Consider the following 14,214-nt stretch of genomic DNA (forward strand, 5'->3'; position numbering starts at 1 on the left):
CTATCCGGTTCCGACCGCTTCGGCAATGGCGCTGAACCCGTCGCGGCGCATGCGTTCTGCGAGCCCGCGCGTGATCTGCCGTGCGATGCCCGGCCCGTGATAGACCATGGCGCTGTAGAGCTGGACCAGGCTGGCGCCGGCACGGATCCGCTGCCAGGCATCATCCGCATTGGCGATGCCGCCCACCCCGATCAGCGGCATGGTGCCGCCGGTCGCGCTGCGGAAATCGCGCACCCTTTGCAGCGCCATGTCGCGCAGCGGTGCACCGGACAGGCCGCCCTGTTCCCCGGCATGGCGTGATTGCAGCGCCGGGCGCTCGATCGTGGTGTTGGATACGATCAGCGCGCCCAGTGCGCGGTCGATCGCGATGCGCGCGATGGCATCGACATCGGCCGGCTGCAGATCGGGCGCGACCTTCAGGAACACCGGCGGACCATTGCCCCCCCTCGCGGACAATACGGCATCCAGCAACTCGCTCAGTGCCCCTTCATCCTGCAGCGCGCGCAGGCCCGGTGTGTTGGGGCTGGAGATATTGACTGCCAGATAGGAAGCATAGGGCGCCATCAGCGTCGTCATATGGGCATAATCGGCCACCCGATCGGTCGAATCCTTGTTGGCACCGATATTGATGCCCACAATCCCGCCGCGCCCGAAACGCGCCTTCAGTCGCTTCAGCGCGGCCTGCCCGCCGTGATTGTTGAAGCCCATGCGGTTGATCACCCCCTGGTCTTCTTCCAGCCGGAACAGGCGGGGGCGCGGATTGCCGGCCTGTGGCAGCGGCGTGATCGATCCGACCTCGGCAAAACCGAAACCCAGCCGCAACAGTGGGTCGGGCACTTCGCCATCCTTGTCGAAACCGGCGGCCATGCCCAGCGGATTGGGAAAATCGAGACCGGCCACACGGCAGGCCAGCGGTCCCTGAGCCGGGGCAGGTTTGCCCGCTGGCAGCAGACGCAGCCCCTGCAAGGCTAGACCATGTGCCTTTTCGGCATCAAGCGCGAACAGCGCGGGGCGCAGCAGACGATAAAGCATGGCTCGCCAATGGCAGGGCGCAGGGGGCCTGTCGATCCATTCGGAGCGTCCAGTATCTGCGCGATGCGCTTTTTGCCCATGTCACCCGGTTGCCGTGCAAAAACAGCGCAATGCTGCACTCGCAAAAATTTTATCAAGCTTTCCAACGTGTCGCTTTCGTACAAGCGCGAATCTGGAACGCGGACTATCGGGGGCTTGCGACCCGAAGGGCTCGAGGCTTTTTTGCAACGAGTTCTTGACTTCAGGGGCGGTCCCGCCATGCGGAACCGCCCCTTTCTTTTGTCCATTTGAAATCCAGTCGCGAGCTCCCTAGATGCAAACCGGAGCGAATCGCTCCTATTTGAAGTCAGACGGAACGATGCGCCTTTCAAACATGGCCGATTATGCCGTTGTCACGATGGGCGCCGCCGCGCGCCGGGGGGAAGCTGCGCGCTTTTGCGCGGCCGATTTGGCCAGCGACACGGGTCTGCCGCTGCCGACCGTGCAGAAACTGGCCAGCCTGCTGGGGCGTGCGGGCCTGCTGCTTTCGGTTCGCGGCGCCGGGGGCGGGCTGCGGCTGGCTCGGTCGGCACAGCAGATTTCGCTGGCCGATATCGTTGAGGCGGTGGAAGGGCCGATTGCCCTGACCGCCTGCGTCGAAGCGGGTCGGCATGATTGCACGCTGGAACAGGATTGCTCGCTCCGCCCTCGCTGGGGTGCGGTCAATGCGGCGGTTCGCGGCGCGCTCGCCGGCATGTCGCTGGCGGATATGGCACTGACTGGCCCGGGCGTGGCTGCCGGGGCGCAGGTGAATTTGGATCAAGCTTCGGTACTCGAAGCCAATGGAATCGGGTTATGACACAGGACGTCGACATCAGGGACCGCGAAGCCAGGGAAGCAGCTGCAAAGGCGGCTGACTATGAACATGGTTGGTCGGCCGATATCGAAACCGAATTCGCGCCCAAGGGCCTGAGTGAAGACACCGTGCGCTTCATCAGCGCCAAGAAGAACGAACCCGAATGGATGCTCGACTGGCGTCTGAAGGCATTCCGCCTGTGGCAGACGATGGAAGAACCCGACTGGGCCAAGCTCGGCTATCCGAAAATCGATTATCAGGATGCGTTCTATTACGCCGCCCCGCGCAAGAAGCCGGCGTTGAAGAGCCTGGACGAACTCGATCCGGAAATCCTGGCCGTTTATGAAAAGCTCGGCATCCCGATCGAGGAACAGAAGGTTCTCGCTGGGGTGGAGGGCGCGCGCAAGGTGGCAGTGGACGCCGTGTTCGACAGCGTCAGCGTTGCCACCACCTTCCGTGACGAGCTGAAGAAGGCCGGTGTGATCTTCCTGTCGATCAGCGAAGCGATCCGCGAATATCCCGAACTGGTGAAGAAGTGGCTCGGCCGTGTGGTGCCGCAGCGCGACAATTTCTTCGCCACGCTCAATTGCGCGGTCTTTTCCGACGGCACCTTCGTCTACATTCCCGAAGGCGTGCGCTGCCCGATGGAACTGTCGACCTATTTCCGCATCAATGCTGAAAACACCGGCCAGTTCGAACGCACGCTGATCATCGCGGAAAAGGGCAGCTATGTGTCCTATCTCGAAGGCTGCACCGCGCCGCAGCGCGATGAAAACCAGCTGCATGCCGCCGTGGTCGAACTCGTTGCCATGGAAGATGCAGAAATCAAATATTCGACCGTGCAGAACTGGTACCCCGGCGATGCCGAGGGCAAGGGCGGAATCTATAATTTCGTCACCAAGCGCGGCCTGTGCCAGGGCGCGCGCAGCAAGATCAGCTGGACCCAGGTGGAAACCGGCAGTGCCGTCACGTGGAAATATCCCAGCTGCGTGCTGAACGGCGAAAATTCGGTCGGCGAATTCTATTCTGTCGCCGTGACCAACAATTTCCAGCAGGCCGATACCGGCACGAAGATGATCCACAATGGTCGCGGCAGCCGCTCGACGATCATTTCCAAGGGGATCAGCGCCGGGCGCAGCAACAATACCTATCGCGGGCTGGTGCGCGTGGCGGCCAATGCCGATGATGTGCGCAATTTCACCCAGTGCGACAGCCTGCTGCTGGGCAGCACCTGCGGCGCGCATACGGTGCCCTATATCGAAGTGAAGAACCCCAGCGCGCAGATCGAACATGAAGCCACGACCAGCAAGATCAGCGATGATCAGCTGTTCTACGCCATGCAGCGCGGGCTTGATCAGGAGGCCGCCGTGGCGCTGATCGTCAATGGTTTCGCCAAGGAAGTGCTGCAGCAGCTGCCGATGGAATTCGCGGTGGAAGCACAGAAACTGCTCGGCATCAGTCTGGAAGGAAGTGTGGGTTAATGTCTGAACGCAAGACGCTGACGCTGGCAGACGCCCGGGACGATTCCGATCGTTCGCCCGATGCGCGCGCGCGCAGCTGGACGGTGTCCCCCACCCGCGCCGCCGCGCTGAAGGATCGCGCACGCGTCATGCGCCGCAATCCCACCGAAGCGCAGAAGCTGCTGTGGCAGCATCTGAAGGACAAGCAGTGCGGTTTCACCTTCAACCGCGAAGTGGTGATGGGTTCCGCCATTGTCGATTTCGCCTGCAAGACGCGCTGGCTGGTGGTGGAAACCGGCGGCACCGGCGATGATGCCGAAGCCACGCTGGGCGCGCTGTCCGATGGCAAGCTGCAGGATGTCGGCGTGCGGGTGCTGCGCTTTTCCGAAGATCAGGTGCTGACCGATCTCGACAGCGTGGTGAAGCAGATCAAGGATGAACTGCAGAAGCCATTCGACAAGCCCCGGATCAGCCAGCCCGGCACCGGTCGATCTGGAGAAGGCCGGCCTGGCATGGGTTCCGGCCGCAGCCAGTCGGATGGCTATTCCGATCGCAACAATTATCGCAACGCAGACCGGGGTGCCGGGCGTGGCCCTGCCCGCAATGGCGGCGGCCGCAATCCCGGTCGCAACGCGCGCTGACCCGCTGACATCAGGCAAGATACTGAAAAGACATGATTGAAATCACGAATCTGCATGCCGAAATCGACGGCAAGAAAATCCTCAACGGCCTGAACCTGCGCGTCGATGCGGGGCAGGTGCATGCGATCATGGGCCCCAATGGCGCGGGCAAATCCACCCTGGCTTATGTGCTCGGCGGTCGGCCCGGCTATGAAATCACTGCAGGGTCGGTGGTGTTCGACGGGCAGGATCTGCTGGCACTCGATCCGCATGAACGGGCCGCTGCCGGCTTGTTCCTGGGCTTCCAGTATCCGGTCGAAATTCCCGGCGTTTCCAATGTGCAATTCCTGCGCGAAGCGCTGAATTCGCAGCGCAAGGCGCGCGGGGAAGATCCGCTGTCGGGCGGGGATTTCCTGAAGCTGGCACGGGAAAAGGCCGGGCTGCTGCGGCTGGACATGGATATGCTCAAGCGGCCGGTGAATGTCGGTTTTTCCGGCGGGGAAAAGAAGCGCGCCGAAATGGTCCAGATGGGCATTCTCGATCCGAAATTCGCCATTCTGGATGAAACCGATTCCGGCCTGGATATCGATGCGCTGCGGATCGTGGGCGAAGGCATCAATGCGATCATGCGCCGCCCGGACAAGGGCGTGCTGCTGATCACCCATTACCAGCGCCTGCTCGATTATGTCCGGCCCGACGTGGTGCATGTGCTGGCTGCCGGCCGCATCGTGAAGAGCGGAGGCGCGGAGCTGGCGCTCGAACTCGAACGGGACGGCTATGAGGCGGTGGTCGCGTGAGCAGTTTCGTGCGCCCGACCTGGAAGGATGAGGAATGGCGCTATGCCGATTTCGGCGCGCTTGACCGCATAGAGCCGGCGGATTTCGACGGCTGGCGCCAGGTCGATGTCCCGGCTGGCGAAACCTTCCGCGACAGCTTCGTGCTGGACGGCACCACGCCCGATTTGCGCCGCTTGCGCATCCAGGTGGGCGAAGGCGGCCGGGCCGAAATCTTCGCCGTCAATTCCGGCAGCGACTATGCCCGGCTTGAGGTGGAGGTGCGGCTGGCCCGTGGCGCCCATTTCCAGTTCGGCGGCGTCACTATCGGTGGCGGCGAAACAGTACGCGAATTCGTCACCCGCATCGCCCATGCCGAACCCGAAGCGACATCGGACCAGGTGATCCGTGCGGTCCACTGGAACCAGGCAACCGGCAATTTCCTCGGCCGCATCGAAGTGGTGCGCGACGCGCAGAAGACCGACGCAGCGCAGGATTTCAAGGGCCTGCTGCTGGATCGCGGCGCCTCTGCCAATGCCCGGCCGGAACTGGAAATCTACGCCGACGATGTGAAATGCGCCCATGGCGCGGCCATCGGCCAGCTGGATGAAATGGCCCGCTTCTACATGGCCGCGCGCGGCATCGCGCCCGATGTGGCCAAGAAGCTGCTGGTCCGCGCCTTCATCGCCGATGCCTTTGCCGCGCTGGAAGACGACGATCAGCAGGAACGCCTGCTCGATGCTGCGCTGGCGGTGCTGGGCGATACGCTGGAAGGCGACGCGCTGGACGTTATTGCCTTGGCCGGTGAAACCGCATGAGTGATCTGGCCGCCATCAGCCGCAAGGCGAATTTCCCCGGTCTGGTGAATGCCGACGGCAGCGTGTGGCATTATCTCGATTCGGCTGCCACGGCGCAGAAACCGCAGATCGTGATCGATGCCGTGGCGCGCGCGATGGGCGCGGACTATGCCACTGTCCATCGCGGGGTCTATGCCCGCTCGGCCGACATGACGCTCGCGTTCGAGGCAGCCCGTCGCCGTATTGCCCATTTCATCGGCGGACAGGAAGAAGAGCTGGTCTTTACCCGTGGCGCGAGCGAGGCGATCAACCTCGTGGCGCAGAGCTGGGGCGCGGCCAATCTGAAGCAGGGCGACCGCATCCTGCTGTCGCAGCTGGAACATCATTCCAACATCGTGCCCTGGCAATTGCTGCAGGACCGGATCGGCTTTGCCATCGACGTCTGCCCGCTGACGGACGAAGGGCTGATCGATCTCGATGCCGCCGAACGGATGCTGACACCGCAGCATCGGCTGGTCGCCTTCGCGCATGTGTCCAACGTGCTCGGCTCCATGCTTGATGCGCGCCGTGCGGCCGATCTGGCCCATGGCGTAGGCGCGCTGCTGCTGCTCGATGGCTGCCAGGCGCTGGCCAGGCTGCCGGTCGATGTCGCGGCGCTGGATTGCGATTTCTACGTCTTTTCCGCGCACAAGCTCTATGGCCCCACCGGCATTGGCGGGCTGTGGGCGAAGCGCGATATACTCTCGCAGATGCCGCCATGGCAGGGCGGCGGATCGATGATTGATCGAGTCACCTTTGCCCGCACCACCTATGCCCCGGCACCGCAGCGTTTCGAAGCCGGGACCCCGGCCATTGTTGAGGCAATCGGCTTTGCGGCCGCCTGCGATTACGTCGCTGGCATCGGTCTGGAGGCGGTGCATGCGCATGAATCGGCGCTGGTTGAACAGACCCGCGCCGCCCTGCGCGGCATGAACGATGTCACGCTGTTCGGGCCGGAAGACAGCGCCGGAATCGTCAGCTTTGCGATCGATGGGGTTCATCCGCACGATCTGGGCACCATATTGGATGAAGAACATGTCGCCATCCGCGCCGGGCACCATTGTGCTCAACCGCTGATGGAGCATCTGGGCGTTCCCGCCACCGCGCGGGCCAGTTTCGGCATTTACAGTGATGAAGACGATGTCGCGGCGCTGCTGCGCGGCATCGAGAGAACCAAGAGGATCTTCGGATGAGCGAAGGGGCAAGACAGTTCGAGGTCGAGGAAGTGGACGGCGTACCGCCGCCGCCGCGTGCCCGCGTGGAAGATGGGGCCGAAGACGGCGTGAACCATGCCCATGACCACAGCGATCATGATCACGCCCCCACAGCAGAGCCGGCAGTAGTTGCCGAAGCTCCGGCACCCCGGCAGAAGGATTATCTGACCGGTTTCCTGCAGCAGACGCCGAGCGATGTTGCATCGGGTGAACCGGGCGGCGCGCTGTATGAATCGGTGATCAATGCGCTGAAGGACATCTTCGACCCGGAAATTCCGGTGAACATTTATGATCTGGGCCTGATCTATGGCGTCGACATCACCGATGATGGCGATGTGGCGATCACCATGACGCTGACGACGCCGCATTGCCCGGTGGCCGAATCCATGCCGGGCGAAGTGGAAATGCGCGCCAGTGCCGTGCCCGGCGTGCGCGATGCGCAGGTCAATCTGGTGTGGGATCCGCCGTGGGACCCCGCGAAGATGAGCGATGAGGCTCGCCTCGAACTCGGAATGCTGTGACGCAAAAGGACAGCCGATGACTGAAACTGCAACCCGCGCCCGCCCCGCCGCCGTTCTGCTGACGCCGTCGGCCGAACAGCGCGTGGCCGATCTGATGTCCCGCGCGCCCGAAGGTGCGATCGGGGTCAAGCTGTCGACCCCGCGCCGGGGCTGTTCGGGCCTCGCCTATTCGGTCGATTACGTCACGGATGAGGTGGCTTTCGACGAAAAGATCGAAACCCCTGGCGGCACTTTCTACATCGATGGTTCGAGCGTGCTCTATCTGGTGGGTAGCACGATGGATTGGCAGGAAGACGATTTCACCGCCGGTTTCGTGTTCACCAATCCCAATGCCAAGGGCGCCTGCGGTTGCGGGGAAAGCTTCATCGTCTGATCTGGCCTGACTTGATTTGGTAGGGTGGCAGGCGTTCGTTGCTGCCGTTCATCTGATCTGCGCTATGATGGGCGCATGGCCGCTGTATCCCCACGCTTCGCCCGCCGCCTGACGGCACTGGTTCTGCCCCTGGCTGCTGGCGTGGCCGGATGTACCGGGCCGACAGAACCTGCACCCGGTTCCTCGCCTCCGGCCGTCGGCATGGCCAATCCGGCTTCGGTCTATTGCACGCAACAGGGCGGCCGGCTGGAAATCCGCAAGGGCGACGGTGGCGACGCCGGATTCTGCCATCTGCCGGATGGGCGCGTGGTGGAAGAATGGGAATTTTTCCGCGCCAGCCAGTCTGCCGCGACCGAAGAACCCGAACGGATCACCGAAAAATACTGGAAGCTGGTCGAACTCAATGGCCAGCCGGTCCCTGCACTGGAACGCGAACCGCATCTGATCCTGAAGGCAGAGGGCGGTCGCGTAAACGGCTACAGCGGCTGCAACAGCTTCAGCGGCGCCTATACGCTCGATGAAGCCTCATCGCGGATCAGCTTTGCCCATATCGTCTCCACGCAGCGCGGCTGCGCCGAGGGGGCGGATGTCGAACGGGCATTCGGCGAAGCGCTGAGCCGCGCCGACAGCTTCTCGCTCAAGGGCGATCACATGACCCTCAACCGCGCGCGCATGGCGCCGCTGGCCCGGTTCGAAGTGGTCTGGCTGCAGTAAGGGCGGCTTACCGCCGTCGCAGCGCATTGGCGCAGGCGACCCGATCGACATCCTGGCCATCGCTGGCACGGCGTGCCTCAACATAGGTCGCGGTCGGTTCGGCATTGGGGCGCATCGGATAAAGAAACACATCCAGTACGCAGGCATCGCCGCTGAACTGCAGCTTGCGCATATCCTCCTCCCGCACATCCAGCCGGGGGTTGCCGAACAGCCGGGTCAGATCGGCAGTGTTGCGTCCGATCACCTGTTCCAGCCCCGGCAGGTTGAGCACCTGCGGCGTGCGAAACCCTGCCGTGGGCGGCGGCGGGGGCTGACGGGGTGGCGGGGGCGGAACGGTCGGGGATTGGCCACCGCTGCTGCTCGGCGGCTGGGTCGTGCCCGGCGGGCGTCCTTCCGGAATGCTGGCACAGGCTGAAAGAAGTGACAGCAACATGATCGCCGGCGCCAGGGTACGGCGTGGCGCCCATGGCAGGGCTGGGGATGGATCAGTCCGCATGGCGGGCACTTTCCTTGCGATGAATCAGATGGGTGGCTGCCGCTGCGCCGAGCACCGGGGCCAGAAATTGCACGATCGGCACAGCCATCAATGCGGCGATGACTCCGCCGAGCACGAAACGCTCTGTGCGCGAAACGGGCGCTGAGACGGATGGATTTTTCTCATCCGCATGGGTCGAAGCATGCCGCAGCCACACCATGTCCTGCAATTCACGCCCGAGCAGCACGGCATTGACCGCCCAGAACAGCAGCGCCGGGCCAATGGCCGTCGCCAGCAGGATCAGGGCAAATGGCAAGGCCAGCAGGTTGAACAACAGGGCGCGCCCGGCTGCGACCAGACTGTTGAGGAATTGTCGAGACAGCGGCAGATCGCGCGCTGTCTTGGCAGCGTGCGGATAATGCCGCTCCTCCACCGCCTTCACCACGTCCTCGGCGTAGAACTGGATCACGGCCATCGCGGTGATTCGCCACACCAGCCACAGCCCGGCCAGCGCCAGCAACAGTGCCGCCAGCTCGCGCAATTCTCCTGCCCCGGTAAACCAGCCATCGGCCAGCCCGGCCCATTGCAGCAATGCGTCGATCGCATACCAGCCTGCGCTCGCCACCAGCGCGAAGATGATCAGGGTCACGGCAAAGGATTTCAGCAGGATGCGCAAGATCCGCCGATCGAACAGCTGGTTCAGCGCCAGCATCAGGGCAGGAAGGATTGCAGGCATCGGTGCTTGCGATTGCGCGCGCAGCAGGCCAAGTCAACGCCCAGCTACTGCCGCCTCTTCGGGCGGCGCGGTCTTCAGGCAAACAAACGGGAATTTTCATGCGCGAACCCAGATATGACGTGATCGCGATCGGCAATGCCATCGTCGACGTGATGGCGCCCTGTACGGATGAACTGATCGAGGAACTGGGCATGCAGCGCGGCGGCATGACCCTGATCGATGATGATCAGGCACGCAGCCTGTATGATGCCATGGGCCCGGCGCGGGAAATTTCCGGCGGTTCGGCCGCCAACACGCTGGCGGGCCTTGCCGCTCTGGGCGCGCAATGCGCCTTTGTTGGCCAGGTGGCCGATGATCAGCTGGGCGCGGTCTTTGCCCATGACATCCGCGCCGCCGGGATCGATTTCGATGTCGCCGCAGGCGCACAGGAACCGGCCACCGGGCGCTGCCTGATCTTCGTGACGCCCGATGGCCAGCGCACGATGAACACCTTCCTCGGCGCGTCGCAGCTGCTGCCGGCGGCGGCGCTGAACGAAGATGCCGTCAGCGCCGCGCAGGTGCTCTATCTCGAAGGCTATCTGTGGGATCCGGAAGAACCGCGCGCCGCCATGCGCCACGCGATCGAAACGGCCCGCGCCGCCAACCGCAAGGTCGCGCTCAGCCTGTCGGATGCCTTCGTCATCTCCCGCTATGGCCCGGATTTCCGCCGCCTGATCGAAGACGGCCTGATCGACATCCTGTTCGCCAATGAAGTCGAACTGGCGGCGCTGACCGGGGTCGAGGATTTCGACGCCGCCATTGCCGATCTCGCCCCGCTGCTGCCGGTGCTGGTGGTCACGCGCGGTGAAAACGGCGCCGTGGCGATCAGCCAGGGCGAACGCGCCGCTGTGCCCGCCGAATCAGTCGATAAAGTGGTCGACACCACGGGCGCTGGCGATCTGTTCGCGGCCGGTTTCCTCTACGGCTATACCCGTGGCGAACCGCTGGAACGGAGCCTGCGCCGTGGCGCGATTGCCGCTGCCGAAATCATCAGCCATTTCGGCGCCCGGCCGGAAGCGGATCTGACCCAGCTGATGGCCGAAAAGCTCGGCTGAAACAACAAATGCAGCCGGTCATACGGGCCGGCTGCTGTCATGCAGGGATCACGGGCCGGTCATTCCGGCCCGTTTCTGTGTGCCGACTGCCCCAACCGGGGCCGTGCAGCTCAGGCGCGGGCTTCTTCCACTCCGGCGCTGTTGTGGCGCAGGGCCGACAGCACGGTATCGACGATATGTTCGGCATTCAGCCGCGCTTCGTCATACTGCTTTTCGGGTGCGTCCTGATCCTGGAATATGTCGGGCAGGCGCATGGTGCGGATCTTCAGCCCGGCATCGGTCAGCCCCTCATCGCTGGCCAGCGTCAGCACATGCGCGCCCAGCCCGCCGATGCTGCCTTCTTCCACGGTCACCACCACTTCATGCGTAGTCATCAGCTTGCGGATCAGCGTCTGGTCCAGCGGCTTGACGAAGCGCAGATCGGCCACCGTGGTGGACAGGCCGCGTGCTTCCAGCTGGTCGGCAGCTTTCAGCGCTTCGCCCAGGCGGGTGCCCAGCGACAGGATCGCCACCTTGCTGCCATCGCGCACGATGCGGCCCTGGCCGATGACCAGCCGTTCGGGTGTTTCGGGTATCGGCACCCCGGTGCCGCCACCGCGCGGATAGCGGAAAGCGATCGGGCCGTCGTCATGGCAGGCGGCGGTGTAAGTCATGTTCGCCAGCTCCGCCTCGTCAGCGGGGGCCATCACCACGAAATTGGGCAGCGCGGCCAGGCAGGCGACATCGAAGCTGCCCGCGTGCGTCGCCCCATCGGCACCGACCAGGCCAGCGCGGTCGATGGCAAAGCGGACCGGCAGGTTCTGGATCGCCACGTCATGCACCACCTGGTCGAAGGCGCGCTGCAGGAAGGTGGAATAGATGGCGCAGAACGGCCGCATCCCCTGCGCAGCCAGACCGGCGGCGAAGGTCACGGCATGCTGTTCGGCAATGCCGACGTCAAAGGCGCGATCGGGGTGCTGCTTGGCGAATTTGTCGACCCCGGTGCCGCTGGGCATGGCGGCCGTGATGGCGCAAATGCGCGGATCGCTGTCCGCCAGACTGGCCAGCGTTTCACCAAAGACATTCTGATAGGCGGGCGGGCCGCCGCTCGATTTGGTCTGTTCGCCGGTGACGACGTTGAATTTCTGCACGCCGTGATATTTGTCGGCGCTGTTTTCGGCCGGGGCATAGCCCTTGCCCTTCTGCGTCACGACATGCACCAGCACCGGGCCTTCGGCCGCGTCGCGGACATTTTCCAGCACCGGGATCAGATGATCCAGATTGTGCCCGTCGATCGGCCCGACGTAATAGAAGCCCAGCTCTTCGAACAGGGTCCCGCCGGTCACCATGCCACGGGTGAATTCTTCCGCCTTGCCCAGCGATGTGTGCACGCGGCGCGACAGCCTTGCCGCCACCTTGGAGGCAAGATTGCGCAGGCCCAGATATTCGGAAGAGGATATCAGCCGTGCCAGATAGGCGGATAGGCCACCCACCGGCGGGGCGATCGACATGTCATTGTCGTTGAGGATCACCACCAGCCGATTGCCGGCATGTTCGGCGTTGTTCATCGCCTCATAGGCCATGCCCGCACTCATTGCGCCATCGCCGATCACGGCAATCCCGCGGCCGGGCTTGCCCGCCAGCTTGTTCGCCACGGCAAAGCCGAGCGCGGCGGAAATCGAGGTGGACGAATGCGCCGTACCGAAGGGGTCGTATTCGCTTTCACTGCGCTTGGTGAAACCGCTCAGCCCGCCGGGCTGGCGCAGGGTGCGGATCCGGTCGCGGCGCCCGGTGATGATCTTGTGCGGATAGGCCTGGTGGCCGACATCCCAGATCAGCCGGTCGTCCGGCGTGTTGAATACGTAATGCAGGGCCACGGTCAGTTCGACCACGCCCAGCCCCGAACCCAGATGGCCGCCGGTCGATCCGACGGCGTCGATCATCTCCGCGCGCAGTTCATCGGCCAACTGGCGCAGATCACGAGCAGGAAGTCGGCGCAGGTCTTCGGGTGTGCCAACCGTGTCGAGAAGAGGTGTCTCGGGACGTGAGTACATCTTGTGCCCCTACACCCGGTTCAGCGCGCGTGATACAGAAAACCGCTGCATTGCGGCTTCAACCGGCGCAGGCGTTGCACAATCCGCGCAATTCCACGACCGGGCGAACGTCCGCAAAACCTGCGTCACGCCCCGCCGTGCGCAGGGCCCCGGTTACCCGTTCGTCGTCCAGGTGCTTGGCGATGCCGCAATCGTCGCAGATCAGGAAAATGCAGTCATGCCGGCATCCGGGGTGGGTATTGGCCAGATAGGCATTCGAACTTTCGATCCGATTGGCCAGATTGGTCCGCACGAACAGATCGAGGATCCGATAGACGCTGTTGGCTGCCACCCGCTTGCCGCGCCGACGACCAACCTCTTCGGCGATGTCATAGGCCGATGCCGGGCGATCCTGCGATGCCAGTGCATCGAACACATCCGCGCGCATCGTCGTCCATTGCTCGCCGGCGGTCTTGAGCACCGCTGCTGCTTCTTCGACCAGCGCGGCGCCGGAATGTTCGTGGTGAGAATGTCCTGCCATGACATCAATATAGGCGCAGCATGGCGCGCCCGCAATCAGCCGGTCTGGAAGGTGTCGCTGTAAAACGTCGGGAACATTCGCCGCAGCGCGGCGACCTTCGGGGCATCCCAGCGCAGAATATAGGGATTGTTGGGGTTGCGCTTGGCGAAGTCCTGATGATTGCTTTCTGCCGGGAAGAACCGACGGGCGGTTTCCACGCGGGTCACGATCGGGCGCGACCAGACATCGCTGTTGCTCATCTGGGTCAGATAGGCGGTCGCCACCGTGCTCTGTTCACGGTTCAGCGGCACCAGCGCCGCACGATATTGCGGGCCGGTATCGGGGCCCTGCCGGTTGCGCAGGGTGGGATCGGCCACGACCGAGAAGAAAATCTGCAGCAGCTGATCATAGCGGACCACACTGGGGTCATAGACCACCCGCACCGCTTCGGCGTGGTTGGTCGTGCCGGTGGATACCTGATCATAGGTGGCATTGCCCGCTGCGCCACCGTGATATCCGGAAACGGCGCTCTTCACGCCCTTCACATGGCTGAACACCGCTTCCACGCCCCAGAAACATCCGCCAGCGAAGATCGCGGTCTTCAGCCCTTCCCCTTCGCGCGCCTGGCGCGTCGGGACCGGGGCATTGACGGCAGTTTCAGCCGCGACCGCGGGTGACTGGCATGCGGCCAGCGCCATGGCACCGGCGATCAGCACGCCGCGCAACGCAGTCAGGCGGGGGGTGTTCACGCCCCGGCCAGCGCCGGTAGCATGTTGATCACCATCGCCCCGGCGGTCAGCGCGAAACCAATGGCGAAGGCGGTGATGGATTGGCTGGTGAATAGACCCATCGGACTGACTCTCTTGTCTGTGAAACAGGGGATCGTGTGCCATGGGGTCTACTCCGCGCTGGATTGCGAAGGCGTGAATGGGCCATCTGCGTAGCGTTCAGCTTCATAGCTGACAGCGTCGCAGATGGGCAATCGTTCCTGCCTTGCAA

16 protein-coding genes are annotated in these 14,214 nt (G+C 63.7%); 10 read left to right on the forward strand and 6 right to left on the reverse strand.

The annotated features are described in order from the left end of the window. Window positions 1-1,032: a quinone-dependent dihydroorotate dehydrogenase gene (locus tag GRI97_RS00530; RefSeq protein ID WP_161389213.1), complete on the reverse strand. Its 1,032-nt coding sequence runs from the start codon at window positions 1,030-1,032 to the stop codon at window positions 1-3. Between the two features lie 358 nt (window positions 1,033-1,390). Here GRI97_RS00530 and GRI97_RS00535 point away from each other — a divergent pair, with 358 nt between their 5' ends. From GRI97_RS00535 to GRI97_RS00575, 9 genes are all read left to right on the forward strand, one after another. After that, on the forward strand, window positions 1,391-1,870 hold the full coding sequence (locus GRI97_RS00535; protein WP_161389214.1) for an SUF system Fe-S cluster assembly regulator: 480 nt from the start codon (window positions 1,391-1,393) through the stop codon (window positions 1,868-1,870). Then, entirely contained in the window at window positions 1,867-3,348 is a 1,482-nt protein-coding gene (gene sufB, locus GRI97_RS00540) for a Fe-S cluster assembly protein SufB (RefSeq protein WP_161389215.1), read from the forward strand. The genes GRI97_RS00535 and sufB overlap by 4 nt, the downstream gene beginning before the upstream one ends. Further along, a complete protein-coding gene (locus tag GRI97_RS00545; protein WP_161389216.1) occupies window positions 3,348-3,968 on the forward strand; it encodes an endonuclease domain-containing protein in 621 nt (206 codons plus the stop codon). Before sufB ends, GRI97_RS00545 begins: the two co-directional genes overlap by 1 nt. Window positions 3,969-4,000: 32 nt before the next feature. Next, window positions 4,001-4,744, forward strand: coding sequence for a Fe-S cluster assembly ATPase SufC (sufC, locus tag GRI97_RS00550; protein ID WP_161389217.1), 744 nt, complete (start codon window positions 4,001-4,003; stop codon window positions 4,742-4,744). Then, the gene (locus tag GRI97_RS00555; RefSeq protein WP_161389218.1) at window positions 4,741-5,538 is read left to right on the forward strand and encodes a SufD family Fe-S cluster assembly protein; all 798 of its coding nucleotides are present in this window, start codon (window positions 4,741-4,743) and stop codon (window positions 5,536-5,538) included. Before sufC ends, GRI97_RS00555 begins: the two co-directional genes overlap by 4 nt. Continuing rightward, window positions 5,535-6,749, forward strand: coding sequence for a cysteine desulfurase (locus GRI97_RS00560; protein ID WP_161389219.1), 1,215 nt, complete (start codon window positions 5,535-5,537; stop codon window positions 6,747-6,749). Before GRI97_RS00555 ends, GRI97_RS00560 begins: the two co-directional genes overlap by 4 nt. Beyond that, window positions 6,746-7,291, forward strand: coding sequence for an SUF system Fe-S cluster assembly protein (locus tag GRI97_RS00565; protein WP_161389220.1), 546 nt, complete (start codon window positions 6,746-6,748; stop codon window positions 7,289-7,291). The genes GRI97_RS00560 and GRI97_RS00565 overlap by 4 nt, the downstream gene beginning before the upstream one ends. Window positions 7,292-7,307: 16 nt before the next feature. After that, a complete protein-coding gene (locus GRI97_RS00570) occupies window positions 7,308-7,664 on the forward strand; it encodes a HesB/IscA family protein (protein ID WP_161389221.1) in 357 nt (118 codons plus the stop codon). Between the two features lie 75 nt (window positions 7,665-7,739). After that, the gene (locus tag GRI97_RS00575) at window positions 7,740-8,378 is read left to right on the forward strand and encodes an META domain-containing protein (RefSeq protein ID WP_161389222.1); all 639 of its coding nucleotides are present in this window, start codon (window positions 7,740-7,742) and stop codon (window positions 8,376-8,378) included. A gap of 7 nt (window positions 8,379-8,385) precedes the next feature. Here the strand turns inward: GRI97_RS00575 and GRI97_RS00580 are convergent, their stop codons facing one another. Together GRI97_RS00580 and GRI97_RS00585 are read right to left on the reverse strand one after the other, a co-directional pair. Further along, window positions 8,386-8,811, reverse strand: coding sequence for a hypothetical protein (locus GRI97_RS00580; protein ID WP_235917554.1), 426 nt, complete (start codon window positions 8,809-8,811; stop codon window positions 8,386-8,388). Between the two features lie 52 nt (window positions 8,812-8,863). Then, complete coding sequence (locus GRI97_RS00585; protein ID WP_161389224.1) at window positions 8,864-9,589, reverse strand: EI24 domain-containing protein; 726 nt, start codon at window positions 9,587-9,589, stop codon at window positions 8,864-8,866. 98 nt (window positions 9,590-9,687) lie between these two features. On the opposite strand from GRI97_RS00585, the gene GRI97_RS00590 reads away from it, so the two are divergent. Beyond that, window positions 9,688-10,683: an adenosine kinase gene (locus GRI97_RS00590; protein ID WP_161389225.1), complete on the forward strand. Its 996-nt coding sequence runs from the start codon at window positions 9,688-9,690 to the stop codon at window positions 10,681-10,683. A 110-nt stretch (window positions 10,684-10,793) separates the two neighbouring features. Here GRI97_RS00590 and dxs read toward each other — a convergent pair whose 3' ends face one another. Genes dxs through msrA form a run of 3 tightly spaced genes read right to left on the reverse strand, consistent with a single transcriptional unit; the run spans window position 10,794 to window position 13,913 of the window. Beyond that, the gene (gene dxs, locus GRI97_RS00595) at window positions 10,794-12,716 is read right to left on the reverse strand and encodes a 1-deoxy-D-xylulose-5-phosphate synthase (protein WP_161389226.1); all 1,923 of its coding nucleotides are present in this window, start codon (window positions 12,714-12,716) and stop codon (window positions 10,794-10,796) included. 58 nt (window positions 12,717-12,774) lie between these two features. Continuing rightward, window positions 12,775-13,236, reverse strand: a complete 462-nt coding sequence (locus GRI97_RS00600; RefSeq protein ID WP_161389227.1) for a Fur family transcriptional regulator — start codon at window positions 13,234-13,236, stop codon at window positions 12,775-12,777. Window positions 13,237-13,271: 35 nt separating this feature from the next. Further along, complete coding sequence (gene msrA, locus GRI97_RS00605; protein ID WP_161390732.1) at window positions 13,272-13,913, reverse strand: peptide-methionine (S)-S-oxide reductase MsrA; 642 nt, start codon at window positions 13,911-13,913, stop codon at window positions 13,272-13,274. Between the last annotated feature and the right edge of the window lie 301 nt (window positions 13,914-14,214).

It is taken from the genome of Croceibacterium xixiisoli (assembly GCF_009827305.1).
GTDB classification, from domain to species: Bacteria; Pseudomonadota; Alphaproteobacteria; order Sphingomonadales; family Sphingomonadaceae; genus Croceibacterium_C; species Croceibacterium_C xixiisoli.

Bases quoted from the DNA above. Each gene is read 5' to 3' on its own strand.
- GRI97_RS00530 (WP_161389213.1), bottom strand. From the start codon at position 1,032: ATGCTTTATCGTCTGCTGCGCCCCGCGCTGTTCGCGCTTGATGCCGAA.
- GRI97_RS00535 (WP_161389214.1), top strand. From the start codon at position 1,391: ATGCGCCTTTCAAACATGGCCGATTATGCCGTTGTCACGATGGGCGCC.
- sufB (WP_161389215.1), top strand. From the start codon at position 1,867: ATGACACAGGACGTCGACATCAGGGACCGCGAAGCCAGGGAAGCAGCT.
- GRI97_RS00545 (WP_161389216.1), top strand. From the start codon at position 3,348: ATGTCTGAACGCAAGACGCTGACGCTGGCAGACGCCCGGGACGATTCC.
- sufC (WP_161389217.1), top strand. From the start codon at position 4,001: ATGATTGAAATCACGAATCTGCATGCCGAAATCGACGGCAAGAAAATC.
- GRI97_RS00560 (WP_161389219.1), top strand. From the start codon at position 5,535: ATGAGTGATCTGGCCGCCATCAGCCGCAAGGCGAATTTCCCCGGTCTG.
- GRI97_RS00565 (WP_161389220.1), top strand. From the start codon at position 6,746: ATGAGCGAAGGGGCAAGACAGTTCGAGGTCGAGGAAGTGGACGGCGTA.
- GRI97_RS00570 (WP_161389221.1), top strand. From the start codon at position 7,308: ATGACTGAAACTGCAACCCGCGCCCGCCCCGCCGCCGTTCTGCTGACG.
- GRI97_RS00575 (WP_161389222.1), top strand. From the start codon at position 7,740: ATGGCCGCTGTATCCCCACGCTTCGCCCGCCGCCTGACGGCACTGGTT.
- GRI97_RS00580 (WP_235917554.1), bottom strand. From the start codon at position 8,811: ATGTTGCTGTCACTTCTTTCAGCCTGTGCCAGCATTCCGGAAGGACGC.
- GRI97_RS00585 (WP_161389224.1), bottom strand. From the start codon at position 9,589: ATGCCTGCAATCCTTCCTGCCCTGATGCTGGCGCTGAACCAGCTGTTC.
- GRI97_RS00590 (WP_161389225.1), top strand. From the start codon at position 9,688: ATGCGCGAACCCAGATATGACGTGATCGCGATCGGCAATGCCATCGTC.
- dxs (WP_161389226.1), bottom strand. From the start codon at position 12,716: ATGTACTCACGTCCCGAGACACCTCTTCTCGACACGGTTGGCACACCC.
- GRI97_RS00600 (WP_161389227.1), bottom strand. From the start codon at position 13,236: ATGGCAGGACATTCTCACCACGAACATTCCGGCGCCGCGCTGGTCGAA.
- msrA (WP_161390732.1), bottom strand. From the start codon at position 13,913: ATGGCGCTGGCCGCATGCCAGTCACCCGCGGTCGCGGCTGAAACTGCC.